This window comes from Rhodococcus sp. G6(2025) (assembly GCF_058628105.1).
This window is the reverse complement of sequence record NZ_CP179750.1, coordinates 1102099-1119171: the sequence shown is the minus strand read 5'-3', so window position 1 is coordinate 1119171 and position 17073 is coordinate 1102099. Positions and strand designations below refer to the sequence as shown.

General features: G+C 69.9%; 1 protein-coding gene. It reads right to left on the bottom strand.

The window, feature by feature from the left end:
- Positions 1 to 89: 89 nt before the first annotated feature.
- A complete protein-coding gene (locus ACLIVD_RS05315) occupies positions 90 to 16865 on the bottom strand; it encodes an amino acid adenylation domain-containing protein (protein ID WP_491932073.1) in 16776 nt (5591 codons plus the stop codon).
- Positions 16866 to 17073: the final 208 nt, after the last annotated feature.

The following is a 17073-nucleotide window of genomic DNA, read 5'->3' as shown; positions in this document are numbered from 1 at the left end:
CCTATCCTTATTTCCAGCACAGTACCAAGTACTTCCGGCCCTCGCGGCGGCGAACTCCGCCCCGGAACTGCGATCTAGATCACTCTTGATCATCGGGCTCCTTCCGCCCATGCGGTGACCAGCGACGACAACTCCGACGCCCAGCCACGGACCTCCTCGGCGCCCAGCACATCCGAGGAGAACGAGAAATACGCGTGGACAGGTCCGTCACCGATCGGCTCGTAGAAGCTCAGCGTCAGGTCCGAATCCGGAACCCCCACCGGCACCGGCATCAACCCACCCAGCGCGTCGAGATGACCGAGCCTGGCCTGCTCGTGATGAACGAGCATGACCTGCGGACGGAGCACCGGCGTCTCGCCGACCGCCTCCACGACGTCGGCGAACGCCACGTCCTGGTTGTCCAGCGCGTCGAGATTCGCGGTGCGGATACGCCGCAGCAACTCCACGGGACCGGGATCACCGCTCGTATCCGTTCGCAACAGAACGATATTGAAGAAGCAGCCGACCAGTGCGTCCAGCGCCTCCTCCGTGCGTCCCGCGACGAGCGACCCCAGCGGAATGTCCGTGCCGGCGCCGTGCCGTGTCAACACGGTGGCGAGTGCGGCCTGCAACACCATGAACAGGCTGGTGCCCGTCTCGCTCGCGAACTTCCGGGCCGCGCTGTGGAGTTCCGCGTCGATCTCGACCGGCACGATCTCCGCCGTCCGCGGTCCGCGCACGGCCGGGGCGGGCAGTTCGAGCCGGGACGGCATGCCGTCCAGCGTCTCCCGCCAGTAGTCGAGCTGACGCGACCGACGGCTGTCCGGGTCCGCGGGATCGCCGACGAGCGCCTGCGACCACACGACGTAGTCGGCGTATCCGACGGGCAGCGGTTCCCATGCGGGTTCCTCGCCGTGCGCGCGCGCGGCGTATGCGCCCATCAGATCACCGAGCAACGGCACCACGGACCACTCGTCGACGGCGATGTAGTGCATCGCGAGAAGCAGTGCCTGGGTGCCGTCGCCGCCGGTCACGAGATGCACCCGGAGCGGTGCGTGCTCGGTGAGATCGAGGGGCTCCTGCGCCAATTCGAAGACCGTGCGGTGGACGTCTCCGTCCCCGACGTCGACGAGTTCGAGGGCGGGCCGCACCGCTTCCTGCGCGACGACGCCGTCCCCGGCCTCCACGTACACGGTCCGCAACGGTTCGTGCCGGGACGTGACGTCGTCGAGGGCCTGCGCCAGGATCTCGGGGTCGACGGCGTCGCGAAGCTGCAGCGACAGTGCGTGACTGGCCCGCGCCTCGGCGCCTGCCGCCCGGAACTGCTTCCAGAACCGGCGTTGCGGCCCGGACAGCGGCAGCACCCCCGGTCTCGGGTCCGCCGCCGTCAGCACCGGCCTGCCGATGGACGAGGCCCCCGCGACCATCGCGGCGAGTTCGGCCACCGTGGAACTGTCGAACACGTCCCGGATACCGATGTCGACGGCGAACCGCCCGCGGATCCGTCCCACCAACCGCATCGATGCCATGGAGTTGCCGCCGAGGTCGAAGAAGTTGTCGTGGATGCCCACCGACGGCAGATGCAGGATGTCGGCGAACGCTGCGGCGATCTCCTTCTGCTCCGGCGTCTGCGGCGTGCCGTCCCCGGTCAGGGCCGACCAATCCGGCAGTGGCAGCGCCTTGCGGTCGAGTTTGCCGTTGGGTGTCAACGGGAGATCCCCGTCCAGCACGACCACGCGAGTCGGCACCATGTAGTCGGGCAGCCGCGCGGCGGCGTGTTCCCGCACGGCCTGCGGATCGATCCGCCCGGCTGCGTGACCGTCGGCCGGTGTCACATAGCCCACGAGCCGGACGATGTCGCCGGACCGGTCCGCGACGACCGCCGACTGCTTCACCGCAGGATGACTTCCAAGGGCCGCGATGATCTCGCCGAGTTCGATGCGGAATCCACGGATCTTCACCTGGTCGTCGACGCGTCCGAGGAAGTCGATGTTGCCGTCTTCCCGCCAGCGCGCCCGGTCACCGGTCCGGTACATCCGGGAGCCCGCGTCGCCGAAGGGGCTGGGCACGAACCGGGCTGACGTGAGGTCGGGCCGGCCGAGGTATCCGCGGGCCAGTCCGCGTCCGGCGATGTACAACTCGCCCGCCACCCCCGGCGGCACCGGCTGCAGGCGGTCGTCGAGGACGTACGCCTGCTCGTTGGGATCGGGGATGCCGATCGGCACAGCCGAGTTCCATCCGGGCTGTGCCTGCCACAGCGTGTTGTTGACGGTGGCCTCGGTGAGACCGTACGCGGCCAGCAGGTTGAGCCGTTCCGCCCAGCGTCCGATCAGTTCCGGCGGCACGGTCTCGGTGCCCACCAGCACGGTGCAGCCCTCGGGGACGTCGCAACCCGACGGCAGCGCCGCCAGCAGGGACGGCGGAATGATCGCGTGCGTCACGGCGTGTGCGGCCATGAAATCGGTGAGTTCCGGTCCGGCGACGCGGGACTCGTCGGGCACGATGACCAGGCGGGACCCCGTGCACAGTGCCATCGACAACTCGAAGACCGCGACGTCGAATCCGATCGACGCGAACTGCATCACCACCGAACCGGGGACGAGCTTCATCCGCTGTTCGGCGGTCGCGACGAGGCTGGGAATCCCGTCGTGAGTGAGGATCGCGCCCTTGGGTTTACCGGTGGAGCCTGACGTGTAGATGACGTACGCGGCGTGGTCCAGGCCCTGCGGGGGCCGCGGCACCTGCAGGGCGGGGCCGGTCTCGAGTTCCGTGACGACGGACTCGTCGTCGAGGAGAACGCGAGTGAGGCCGTCGACGTCCGCGATGCGCGGGCTCTCCCCCACCGTGGTCACCAGCACCCGCGCGGCGGAGTCGGCGAGCATGTAGGAGATGCGGTCGGACGGGTGGTTCAGGTCGAGCGGAAGGTATGCCGCCCCGAGCTTCAGCACCCCGAGCACGACCACGACCATCTGCGCCGATCTCGGTACCGCCAGTCCCACAACGTCTTCGACGGAGACGCCGCGACGATGCAGCAGTGCGGCGACTCGGTCGGCGCGCACACTCAGGTCCGCGTACGTCACCTCGCCGTGGCCGTCGACGACGGCCACGGCGTCGGGGGTCGCCGCCACGTGGCGCGCGAACGCCTCGTAGAACGTCTCCTCCGCCACCGGCTGTGACGTGTCGTTGAACCCGTGCACCACGAGTTCGCGTTCGTCGCCGAGGAACACGTCGAGGTCGCCGACCGCGCGGCCCGAGTCGGATGCGAGGGCGTCCAGCACCACGACCTGCCTGCGCGCGATCTTCTCCGCGGTGGCCCGGTCGAACAGGTCGGAGCCGTACTCGAGGCGCAGGTCGACCCGGTCGTCGTCGAGGTACTCCGTGAAGTTGAACACCAGGTCGAACTTGGCGGTGCGTTCCTCGAACGCCACCGGGGTGAGGGCCGAGCCGGGTGCGAGCGCCGAATCGGACGTCCGGCTGTGATAGCCGACCATCACCTGGAACAGCGGGTTCCGGGCCAGGGTTCGCGCCGGATTCACCTTCTCCACAACGGTTTCGAACGGAACGTCCGCATGCGAGAAGGCCGCCAGGTCGGTGTCACGGACCCGTGCCAGCAGCTGGTCGAACGTGGGGTTGCCCGACACGTCCGTCCGCAGCACCACGGTGTTGACGAAGAACCCGATCAGGTCGTCGAGACCCTGTTCGCTGCGGCCGGCGACCGGCGCGCCGATCGGCAGGTCGTCGCCCGCACCGAGACGGTGCAGCAACGCCGCCGACGCCGCGTGCAGCACCATGAACATGCTGGTTCCCGACGTCCGGGCGAGCGCACGCAGGGCCCGCGTCGTCGCGGCGTCGAGCGTCGTCTCGATCGCACCGCCGGCGAAGCTGGGCCGCGCGGGACGGGTGCGGTCGGTGGGGAGCACCAGCTCCTCCGGCGCCCCGTCGAGAGTCTTCGCCCAGTAGTCGAGTTGACGGCTGACGAGGCTGGACGGGTCCTGTGGATCACCAAGGACGTCGCGCTGCCACAGCGTGTAGTCGGCGTACTGCACGTCGAGCGGTTCCCACGCCGGCGCCGAGCCCTGGACGCGAGCGGCGTACGCCGTCATCAGGTCCCGCAGGAACGGGCGGTCCGACCATTCGTCGGTGGCGATGTGGTGCAGCACGATGGCCAGCACCTGCTGGTCCGCGACCCGGATGAGGCTCGCGCGCACCGGGATCTCCGTCGCCAGGTCGAACGGGCGGCCGACGGTCTCGGTGACGAGCCGCACCAGATCGGCCTCGGTGCCGTCCAGCACCGCGACGTCGGGCCGGGCGTCTTCGAGGATCACCTGCACCGGTTCGCCGTCGTGCTCCCCGAACACCGTTCGCAGCGATTCGTGCCGCGACACGACGTCGGTCAGCGCCTGCTCGAACACCCCGGGGTCCAGTGCACCCTGCAGTCGGAGGACGATCGGGAAGTTGTAGGCGACGGCGGGGCCCGCCCCATCCCGAACCGAGGTGCCTTCCATCTGCTGCAGGAGCCACAGACGTTGCTGCGCAGCGGAGAGCGGCAGATGCTCGGGCCGCGGCCTGGCAACCAGCACCGGACGGGTCGAACCGGTGTCGTCGCCGATCCGGGCGGCGAGTTCGGCGACCGTCGGTGCTTCGAACAGGTCGCGCAGGGTGAGGTCGGTGTCGAGCGCGGCCCGCGCCCGGCTGATCAGCCTGGTGGCCAGCAGCGAGTGACCGCCGAGGTCGAAGAAGTCGTCGTCGACCCCGGGGGCGGGGACGCCGAGGATCTCCCCGAACAAGGCGGACAGCACCCGTTCGGTGTCGGTGCGGGGTTCCGTGCGCGCGCCGCCGCTGCGGCCGAGCACGTCGTCCGCCGACGGCAGCGCCTTGACGTCGAGTTTGCCGTTGACCGTCATCGGCAGGCTGTCGACCTCGATGACCGCGGCGGGCACCATGTAGTCCGGCAACGTTGCGCGCAGCGCCTGTGAGTACTTGTTAACGTCCCGCGGTTGATAAGTACTCACGGGTACGGCGTAGCCGACGAGCCGCTTGAACCCACCCGGGCCCGAATCGACGACGACGGCGGCCTGACGGACGTCGTCCAGAGCTTCGAGCGCGGACGCGATTTCGCCGAGTTCCACCCGGTGACCGCGGATCTTCACCTGATCGTCGGTCCGGCCGAGGAAGTCGAGGTTCCCGTCCTCACGTCTCCGGACGAGATCGCCCGTCCGATACATACGTACGGATTCATCGAACGGGTCGGCGACGAAACGTTCCGCCGTCAGCGCGAACCGGTCGAGGTAGCCGCGCGCCAACCCGACCCCGGAGATGTACAGCTCGCCGGGAACGCCGTCCGGAACCGGACGCAACCACGCGTCCAGCACGTAGGCGGACGTGTTCCAGATCGGGGTGCCGACGGTGGGTGTCACGCTGTCGGCAGTACCGGCGCCGAGGGTGTTGATCGTGTACTCGGTGGGACCGTACAGGTTGTACCCGACCGTTCCGTCCTTATCGCGCAACCGGTTCCATACCGAATCCGACACTGCCTCGCCGCCGAGGAGTACGAGTGGCGGCCGGTGCCGCCCCGGACCGTCGTCGAGCAGACCCTCTTCGACGAGGTGCTGCGCGTACGTCGGCGTCACGTTGACGACGTCGATCGCGTGGGCGTCGCAGTAGGCCACGAGCGCCTCGGCATCACGCCGCAGGTTCTCGTCGCAGATGTGGACCTCGTGGCCTTCCACCAGCCACAGCAGTTCCTCCCACGACATGTCGAACGCGAAGGACACGGTGTGCGCGATGCGCAGCCGCCGACCGCCCGCGGCGGTCACGACGGGTTCGAAGATCGCCTCACGATGGTTGAACTGCATGTTGGTCAGACCGCGGTACGGGGTGACGACGCCCTTCGGCTTGCCCGTGGACCCGGACGTGTAGATGACGTACGCCGGATGGTCCAGGCGCCCGGGGGTTCCGGGCGCGAATCCGCCGAGTTCGGCCTCCGACAGCGGTCCGGACGCGACCGCGCCGAAGTCCACGGTGTCGACGACCAGCGTGTCGACCATCGCAGCGGCGAGCGTTCCGGCGACCTCCGACATGGTGACCAGGACCGTCGGACGCGCGTCGTCGAGCATCGCGACGAGTCGCTCGGCGGGGTGGTCCAGTTCGAGCGGCAGGTACGCGGATCCGGTGCGCAGCACGGCGAACAGCGCGACCACCATCTCCACCGTCCGCGGCAGTGCGAGCGCGACGATCCGCTCCGGGCCCGCGCCCTGGCCGAGCAGGACCCGGGCCATCCGGTTCACGTCGGCGTCGAGTTCGGCGTAGCTCACGGTGCGGTCGCCGAACACCAGGGCCGTGTCTTCGGGCCGGCCGCGGGCCGCGTCGGCGAACAGATCGGCGATGGTTCTGTCGGGCAGGGCCTTCCGCTCGACCGGCACGGGCATTGCGGCACCGGCGATTCCCCCGACCACACCGGACAGGTCGGTGGACCACTCCTCGAGCACGGTCAGGTACCGCGACAGCATGCGTTCGACCCGCGACTTCGAGATCTTCTCGGGGTGGAACTCGAACTTCACCTTCACGCTCGCGCCCGGGGTCACGACGACCGTGACCGGGTAGTGCGTGTGATCGATGCTGTCGCCGCCGCTGATGTCGTGCGCCGCATTGAGCGCCGACACCTGCTTCTCGTCGACGAAGTTCTGCAGCACGTACAGCACGTCGAACAGCTGCCGGTGCTCGGACACCCGCTGGATGGAGGCGAGCCCGAGGTAGTCGTACGGGGTCAGCGCCAGCCGCTCCGACTGGATTCGCCGGAGCAGGTCGGTGACGGTCTCATCGGCCCGCAGCGTCGTCCGGACGGGGACGGTGTTGAGGAACATTCCGGCCACCGCGTCGATGCCCGGGACTTCCGGTGGGCGTCCGGCCACGGTGGTGCCGAACACGAGGTCCCGGCGCCCGGTCTCGATTCCGAGTACGACGGCCAGCGCGGCGTTGAGCACCGCGTTGAACGTGACACCGGCGCCGCGGGCACCTGCACGGAGCCGTTCGCTCAGTTCCTCGGACAGCACCGCGTCCCGGCGCTGCGGCGGCTGCGGCTCCCCCGCGACCGTCGCGGCGAGCAGGGTCGGTTCGTCGAGCCCGCCGAGCGCGTCGGTCCACGCCGACTGCGCGGCATCCGCGTCCCGCGTGGCCAGCCACTGTAGGTAGTCCTCGAAAGATCCTTCCGGGGCGGCGAATCCGGAGTCGTCGCCACCCGTTTCGTAGAGGGCGAGCAGCTGGCTGACGACGAGGCCGTTGGACCATCCGTCCCACAGCAGGAACTGCCGGTTGATCACCAGTCGGTCGTGGGAGTCGCCGAGCCGCAACACCATTGCCCGCCACAGCGGCGGGGAGGTGAGGTCGAACGGTGTCAGCCGGTCCTGCGCGGTCAGCTGTTCGGCGTAGGCCGCGCGTTCGGGCTCGTCGAGTTCCCTGAGGTCGAACTCGGCGATGGGCACGTCCAGTCCGGCGCCGAAGAACTGCACCGGCGCGGGCAGGCCTGCACTGACGAATCCCGCTCGCAGCGTGGGATTGCGTCGCTGCAGGGTGCGGAGCGCGGCGGCGAGCCTGTCGGTGTCGAGGCGGTGCGCGAAGTCGAGTGAGAACTGTGCCGTGTAGATGTCGGCGCCGGAGTCGAACCCGGCCTGGAAGTAGAGGCCCTCCTGCAGCGGCGACAGCGGCAGCACTGTGTCGACCCCGCTCGGGCTCGCCTCGACGATCCGGTCGATCTCCTCCTGCGTCAACGCCACGAGGGGAAGGTCGGACGGGGTGATCATCGCCGGTCCGTCGTGCTCTCCTGCGGCGTCGGCCAGTTCACGCAGTGCGGCCACCCAGCCGTCGCTCAACGCGAGGACGTCGGCCTCGCTCAGGTCGGCGTCCGACCAGGCGAAGACGGCCTGCAGTTCGGTGCCCCGCTCGGACTCCTCGCACAGGGCGTTGATCACCAGCCGGTACGGGCCACCGAGATCGGCATCGGGATCGGTTGCCAGCGAGTCGGATTCGACGGCGGGTGTCCAGGGTCCGGGCACCGCGTGCGGCATGCGCCCCAGGTAGTTGAACAGCACCTGCGATTCCGCCCGTGCCGCCAGAAGACCCGCGGTGCGCGCATTGACGTACCGCAGCATGCCGTAGCCGATGCCGCCGTCGGGGGCGCCGCGCAGCTGCTCCTTGACGTCCTTGAGCGTCTCGAGTGCGCCCGTCCGGCTGCGCAACCGGACGGGGGTGACGTTGGTGATCCAGCCGACGGTCCGGGACAGATCCACACCCTCGGCGAGTTCTTCGCGGCCGTGCCGCTCGAGGTCCACCAGCAGGTCGTTCTCGCGCCCACGGCCGGCGAGCCACCGATCGGCCGACAGCCGCAGGGCCGCCAGCAGCACATCGGTGACGTCGGCGCCGACCACGGCGGGAACGGTGGTCAGCAGCGCCGTCGTGAGTTGCGGGTCCAGCAGCACCGTCCGTCGTGCGCCGCTGCTCACGACCGCGTGCCCGTCGGTGCCGGGCACCAGATCGGCACCGGGTTCGGTGACGCGCAACCAGTGGTCGAGTTCGGCGAGCCGGGCAGGGGCCTGCGCCTGCTCGGTGACGATGCGGGCGAATCCGCGCAGCGACGTGGGCACCGGGTCGAGCGCCGCGTCCTGGCCGCTGTCGGCCGCCACCCACGCCATGGCCAGATCTTCGATCAGCGTCCGCCACGACACCCCGTCGATCACCAGATGATGCGCGACGAGGAGGAGCCTGCCCAGCTCCTGCGGGCCGGCGTCGAACCACACCGCCGACAGCATGGCGCCGTCGTCGGGGTCGAGCCGGTCGGTCGCGGCGTCGGATTCTGCTGCCACGATTTCGCGCAGCGCGGCGGCGTCGAGTCCGGTGACGTCGACGCGACGCAGTTCCAGGTCTGCGGATTCGGTGATCTCGAGCGACCACACACCCGGCGCGTGCCGGGTGAGCTTCTGCCGCAGGCCGTCGTGGTGACCGATCACCGAGTGCAGGGCGGCCGTCAGGACGGTGGCGCTGGTGCCCGCCGGTGTGTGGAGCAGAACGGCCTGGTTGAAGCGATTCTTTCCGCCACTCCATTCGGACAGCCGATGGACCACCGGCAGGGGCGACAGGACGCCGGTGCCCGACTCCTCCACGCGCGGGGCCGGCGCGACGACGGTGGCCGCGACGAGTCGCGCGAGCGCGGCCGGCGTCCGCTGTTCGAAGATCTGCCGCGGGGTGACGGTGATCCCCTCCCGGCGAGCGAGATTCACCAGGCGGATGGCGAGGATGCTGTCGCCACCGAGCGCGAAGAAGTCGTCGTCCACCCCGACGGTCCCGACACCGAGAACCTCGGCGTAGTGGGCGGCCAGCACCGCTGCCGGTCCGCTCTCGAGGACCGGCGCTGACGTCGCCTGCCCCGAACTCGTGTGCGCGGAGAAGTCCGGCGCGGGAAGCGCTGTGCGGTCCAGCTTCCCGCTGGGGCCGACCGGGAACTCGGGCACGGTCACGAACGCGACGGGCACCATGAACTCCGGCAGGGCCGCAGTCAGGCGCGCACGGACGTCGTCGACGTCGGCGTCCCCGACGACGTACCCGACCAGTTGTTGCCGACCGGGCCGGTCCGTGCGCACGACGGCGGCGGCCTGCCGCACTCCGGGGCACGCCGCCATCTGCGCTTCGATCTCGCCCAGTTCGATGCGGAAACCGCGCAACTTCACCTGATCGTCGACCCGGCCGAGATACTCGACAGCACCGTCGGTGTTGACGCGAGCGACGTCACCGGTGCGGTACATGCGGGATCCGCTGTGGGAGAACGGATCGGCGACGAACCGCTCTGCGCTCAACCCGGGCCTGCCCAGGTAGCCGCGGGCCAGCTGTGGTCCCGACAAATACAGCTCACCGGCAGCGCCCGCGGGCACCGGCTGCAGGTACCGATCGAGCACGTAGAGGCCGGTATTGGACGTCGGCAGGCCGATCGGCACGGACGGCGCGGACAGTTCGATCCCCTGCACCGACGCGGCGTAGCTGACGTCGACCGACGCCTCGGTCGGACCGTAGAGGTTGTCGAGTTCCACTCCCGGCAGGAGTTCGGCGACGCGCCGGGCGGAGGCCACGGGAAGCGCCTCACCACTGCACGAGATGATCCGGAGTCCGGTGCACCGGGCGGCGGCGGGCTCGGCGAGGAACACCTCGAGCATCGAGGGCACGAAATGCACGCGGGTGATCGACCGCCGGACGATGACGTCGGCGAGGTACGCCGGGTCCTTGTGTCCGTCCGGCCGCGCCAGCACGAGGGTCGCCCCGGCGAGGAGCGGTCCGAAGAACTCCAGCACCGACACGTCGAAGCTGGACGGAGTCTTCTGGAATACGTTGTCCGTAGGGGTGATCGGCCGGAACCACTGAACCCACAGCAGTCGGTTGACGATGCCGGCGTGCGGCACCACGACCCCCTTGGGCCGTCCCGTCGAGCCCGACGTGTAGATCACGTATGCAGGGTGTTGCGGCGCGAGCGCGACACCGGTCAGCGGCTCGGGCGAGAACGCGTCGGCGTCGGATACCCGGACCTGCGGAACGCCGGACCCGGCGAACGGCACGGTGCCGTCGGTGAGAACGCACACCGGTTCCGCGTCCTCCAGCATGTACGCCAGCCGGTCTGCGGGGTAACCGGTGTCGAGCGGAACGTAGGCGCCGCCCGCCTTCCCGACCGCGAGGAGCGCCACCATCAGGTCCAGCGAACGGGGCAGTGCCACCGCCACCTTCGACTCGGGTGCCACCCCGCGGTCGACGAGCAGTCGGGCGAGGCGGTTCGCGCGCGCATGCAATTCGGCGTAGGTGAGGTGTTCGTCCTCGAACACGACGGCCACCGTGTCGGGTGTCCGCGCGGCCTGCTCCTCGAGCAGCGCCGTCACCGTCGTCTCGGGGAACTCCACCTCGACGTCGCGCAGTGCCGCGTCGATCGGCTCGCGCGACGCCAGCGCGACGGAAGACACGTTCTGGTCGACGTCCCGGGTCAGCTCCGCGAGATACGCCACCGTCGACTCCGCGAATCGGGTCGCGGTCGCCGCATCGATGCGGGCGGCGTCGTATTTCAGCTCGAGTGTCAGCGCGTCACCGGGCACGACGATCAGCGTCATCGGGTACGGCGGGTGCTCGTCGAACCTGATGTCGGTCAACTGCACCGCACCGGTGGGATCCGCCACCGCGCCGTCGCCGAGCGGATAATTCTCGAACACGACGAGCGTCTCGAACAGGTTCTGCAGTCCCGCTTCCCGGCGCAGCTCGGGCAGGCCGAGATACTGGTGGTCGAGCAGCGTCGACTGCTCGTGCTGCCACCGGGCGAGGGTCTCGGCCACCGTGTCGGTGGGCCGGTACCGCAGCCGGGTGGGCACGGTGTTGATGAACAGGCCCACCATGGTCTCGATTCCGGGCAGGTCGCCGCCGCGGCCCGACACCGTCGAACCGAACACCACGTCCTCCCGGCCGGTGAGTCGGCCGAGGACCAGACCCCACGTGCCGTGCACGAGCGTGCTGAGCGTCAATCCGCGGGACCGGCCGACCGCGGACAGCGCGACGGTGGCGTCCGACGGCAGTGTCGCCCGGACACTGCGGATCCCGGACTCCCCCGTCGACGACGGCGTCGGCAGGTCCACCGGCTCGGGGCTATCGGCGAGCGCCTCCCGCCACACGGCGAGCGACGCCTGACGGTCGCGCGCCCCCAGCCATTCGAGGTAGCTCCGGTACGACGTGGGCGTCGGCAGCGCCAGCGGCTTCCCCTCGACGCTGTACAGGTTCATCAATTCCCGCAACATCACCGGCACCGACCACCCGTCGGCGACGATGTGGTGAATCGACTGCAGCAGAAGAAACTTTTGGTGTTTCACCCGCGCGAGCGTGTAGCGCAGCAGGGGGCCACGCTCGAAATCGAAGCCCCGGGCCCGATCTGCCGCCAGCACCTGTTCCACGCGCTGCTCCGGATCCGCGACACCGGTGAGATCGAGCACCTCCATCGGCACCTGGACGTTTTCGCCGACCACCTGCACGACCCGGCCGTCCGATACCGCCCGCACTCCGACGCGGAGGGCCGCGTGCCGGTCGACGACCGCCTGCAGCCCGCGGTGCAACGCCGCCGCGTCGACGGGCCCGGTCAGTTCCATCACCTGCTGCACCACGTACGGGTCCGTGCCGGTGTCCTCGAATGCCGACTGGAAGTAGATGCCTTCCTGCAGCGGTGTCAACGGAAGCACGTCGGCCGCCCCCGCCAGCGCGTCCACGTCCGGCTGTGTCAGCGACACAAGTGGGAAGTCCGACGGCGTGTGACCGCCGAGACGGTCGATTCCGGCCAGCACCCGCAGCACCGCGGTCCACTCGTCGGCGAGCGCCACGACGGCGTCACGGGTGAGCACACCGGGCGCCCACGTCAGCGTCGTGCGCAGGACGGGGCCGTCCGCGCCGTCCTCGGCGATCACGTCGAACGCCAGGGCGTGTCCGAGCGGCATCCGCGGGTCGTCCGCGCCGCCCATGGCGCGGGGCAGCCAGTCGACGCCCTCCGCGGACGTCACCCGTCCGAGGTAGTTGAACAGCACCTGCGGGGTCGGCGCGAGCGCGAGTTCCGGCTTCGGGACACCGAGGTAGCGCAACGCGCCGTAGCCGAACCCGGAACCCGGGATGCGGCGCAGCTGGTCCTTCACCGCCTTCAGCGCGTCGGCGATTCCCGCCTCGTCCGCCGCTGCGCCGGGGTCGAGCACCACCGGATAGACGGTGGTGAACCAGCCGACGGTCCGGGAGAGGTCGAGGGCGGGTCCGTCGCTGCGGCGCACGAGGTCTTCCTCGCGTCCGTGCCCCTCGAGGTCGAGGAGCACCGGGCCCGGCCCTCCGTCTCGCCACCTCTGCAACGCCACCGCGACACCGGTGAGGAGCGCGTCGTTGACGTGTCCGTGGAACGCCGCGGGCACGGTGGAGAGCAGCGGTCGGGTGAACTCCGTAGGCAATGTCACCGTGAGGGTTTCGGCGTCGCCAGCGAGGTCGAGGGCCGGATCGAGCGCACGCGAACCGAGGAGCGGGTCTTCTGTGGTCGCCGCGTCCACCCAGAAGGACAGTTCGTGGTCGAAGGCACCCGACCGCGTCTGCTCGTCGAGCAGCTCGGACCAGCGGCGCAGCGACGTCCCGACCGGAGCGAGTTCGGGGACGCCCCCGGCCGCCACGGCTGTGCCCGCGCGGGCGAGGTCTTCGAGGATGATGCGCCAGGACACCCCGTCGACCACCAAGTGGTGTCCGATCAGCAGCAACCGGCCGGGACCCTCGGCCGCGGAGAAGAGGACGGCCTGCACCATGGTGCCCGCATCCGGGTCGAGCCTTCCGACGGCCGCCCGTGCCTCGATGTCGAGTTGCTCGGCGCTGCCGTCGAATTCGACGACCCGCAGGATTCCGTCGAGCGTCGCCGGGGACGGTTCCGGCACGGACAGCGTCCAGCGGTCGCCCCCGCGGCGGAGGCCGCTTCCGTTACCACGGACGAGCGTCGCGCGCAGGGCGTCGTGCCGCTCGAGCACCGCGGCGAGTGCCGCCTTCGCGGCATGCTCGTCGAGGGCGGCCGGAGTCTGCACGAGCACCGACTGGTGGAACGCGGCGATCTCACCACCCCGCTCCGCGATGCGGGCGACGATCGGGGTGCTGCGGACCTCACCGACGGCGACGTCGTCGGAGTCCACGGCGGCCGCGGTCCGGCCGTCCTGGACCCGGGCGAGCGCCTCGGCGGTGCGGAGCTGGAAGATCTCCCGCGGGCTGATCGAAAGACCCTCCCGCCGAGCATGGTTGACCAGCTGGATCGCGACGATACTGTCGCCACCCAACGCGAAGAAGTCGTCGGTGACGCCCACCGACTCCACCCCGAGGACACCCGCCATCAGCGCACACAGGGTTTCCTCGGCAGCGGTGCGGGGCGCGACGTTCTCGCCGGCCGCGCCGAGGTCCGGCTCGGGCAGCGCACGCCTATCCAACTTTCCGTTGGGGGTGAGCGGGAACCGATCGAGGACGACGAACGACGACGGCACCATGTACTCCGGCAGCTTCGACGACGCCCAGACCCGCAGTTCGGCGACGTCCGGAACCGAATCTTGCTTCGCCACGACGTAGGCCGCGAGATACTTTGCCCCCGACGGCGTCTCCCGAACGACGACGGCACTGTGCCGAACGTCGGGATGCGACACGATGCCCGCCTCGACGTCCTCGAGTTCGAGTCGCATGCCCCGGATCTTCACCTGATTGTCGGCGCGGCCGAGGAAGTCGAGGGACCCGTCCGGCGCCCACCGCGCGAGGTCACCGGTTCGATACAACCGGGAGCCGTCGTTCGCGAACGGGTTGGCGACGAAACGGGACGCCGTCAGCCCTGGAGCGTCCACGTAACCGCGGCCGAGGAGGAATCCGCCGGCGTACAGCTCACCGCCGGTGCCGAGCGGCACCGGGTTCAGGTGTTCGTCCAGCACGTACAGCTGGGTGTTGGGGTTCGGGCGACCGATCGACGTCGCGATCCGCGCCGCATCCTCCCGATAGATCACGTGCGACACCCCGATCGTCGCCTCCGCCGGGCCGTAGCCGTGGTACAGCGTGATGGCGAGCTGCGACCGGAACCTCTCGAACAGGCGCGGCGTGAGAACCTCACCGCCACACCACACGTGCTTCAGCGCCGCCAGCCGATCCGTGCCCCGCGACAGGTCGAGCAGCACGTCCAGCATCGACGACACGAGGTAGACGAACGTCACCGACTCGCCGGCGATCAGGTCCAGCAGGTACTGCGGGTCCCGCTCCCCGCCGGGCTCGGCCACCACCAGCCGGCCACCCGCCACCAGAGGCAGCAGAATCTCGTTCACGGAGATGTCGAACGACAGCGGCGCCTTGAACAGCGACGCGTCCGCGGGCCCGAAGCCCAGGATCTCGTCGCGCTGCCACAGCAGTCGCGCGCAGACGGCCTCGTGACGGATCATGGCGCCCTTGGGCCTGCCCGTGGAACCCGACGTGAAGATGACATACGCCAGCCGCGAACCCTGCACGGTCACCGCGGGCGGCTCGGTGGGCTCCTCGGCGTACGCCCACGCCGCGAGGTCGACCGGCACGGCCCGCTCCCCCGCGTCGGCAACTCCACCGGGCCCGGTGAGCACGAGCGCGGCCCCGGCGTCGGCGAGGACCGACGTCCGGCGGTCCTCCGGCCACGACGGGTCGAGGGGCACGAACGCCCCACCCGCACACATGACGGCGAGCAGGCCGATGACCATGTCCGCCGATCGCGGAAGACCGACCGCCACAACTGTTTCCGCCTCGACACCGCGGGCGCGCAGGTGATGGGACAGCTGCGCCACGCGTTCCCCGAGTTCGCGGTAGGTGAGCCGGGTGTCGCCGGCGATCAGGGCCTCGGCATCCGGCGTCCGCGAGACCTGAGCGTGGAAGAGGTCGGGAACCGTCACCGATTCCTGCGGGGACGCCGTGTCGTTGAACTCCACCAGCAACTGCCTGCGCTCGGCCTCGGTCATCGGATCGAGCGAGGCGATGGGCTGCGACGGGTCGGCGACGAACTGCCCGACGAAGTGCTCGAGCCTGCGACGATGTTCCTCGAGCTCGGCGCCGAGACCGGCCGGGGCCCGGAGATCGATCTGGATGGGCTCCGAATCCTGCCCACCGCGGATGGAGAAATCGAGGTCGCGGACCGGTCCGGTGGCCGAACCCCGCACCCACGCCGGGAACCCGCCGAACGTCAGCGAATGCTCGAACATCATGGAATTGATTCCGGGACCGAAGATCTGACGGTCCGGATCGATCGACCGCAGGTCGCGGGCGAGGTCCTCGCCGCGGTAACGCCCGTGCCGCAGCACCGAGATCAGCGCCGTGTCGATGCGGGTGGCGAGCTCACCCACCGTCATCTCGGGATCCACCTGCACCCGGAGCGGCAGGATCGTCGAGCACATTCCGGGGATGCGGCGCAGTTCGCGTCCGACCCGCGCCGTCATCGGCAGCGACAACGTGAGGTCGCGGCGGCCGGTGAACCGGTGGATGTACGCCACGATCGCGGCGAGCGGCAGCCGGGTGCGCCTGATCCCGGCGTCGGAGGCGAAGGTGTAGATCGCGTCGGCGTCGTCCCCGTCGATCTCGACGACGGCGGAGATCGGCGCCCCGGTGTGGTCGACGACCTGCGGGAGCAGCCGAGGCGGCTCCGGCGCATCGATCACCTGCTCGATCCAGAAGTCGCGGTCGGACGCGAAGCGCGTCGACGCACGGTAGTCGCGGTCGGACGCCACGAGCGTGTCGAGGGGCCACGGTGCCGTGGACGTCTCGAGTTCCGGGTGTTCGTATCGATCGACGACGTCGGCCACGAGCAGAGTGATGCCGTATCCGTCGATGAGGCTGTGGTGGTAGCGCTGGTACCAGATCACCGACTCGTCCCCGATGCGCAGCAGGGCGTGCCGGAACAGCGGTTCGTCGCCCTCGACGTCGACCACGGTCTCCATGTCGCGGTCCATCCACACGCGCGCACGTGCTTCGGGATCCTCGTCGCCGCGCAGGTCCACGACCGCAAGGGTCCACCCGTCGGGGGCTGTCGGCACCTGCAGCAGTTCGTTGCCGTCGCCTCGCTCGAAACGCACGTGCAGGGCTTCGGCCCGTTCGACGGTCTTCCGGATCGTCTCGGCGGCACGGTCCAGGTCGATCCGGCCGGCGACCTCGACGACGAGCGAGAGGTTGTAGACCGGGCTGCCCGGGTTCAACTGCTGCCCGACCCACACCTCGGACTGCGCGGCCGTCACCGGCAACGCGACAGGCGCCGAACCGACGCGAGCCGAGGAAGAAGTGCGCTCAGCCGAAGTGCGCTGGGGGCGAGCAGCCGCCGAGTGGTCCGGAGACATGGTGATCCGATCGTCCGTCGAGAGCGCCCGTCCAACGACGGGCACCCGAGGGAGTTTAGGTTAGGCTACCCACCAGCAACAAGCCGGTTGCCGGCAAGTTCACAGGTGCCAGTTATCACAGCGGCAATTCGAGTTCAATCACCACGAACGCGTGTCCCCCGCACCGCCGCCGGCATTCACCCCGCCGAAGCGGTCCCGACGTCGCCTT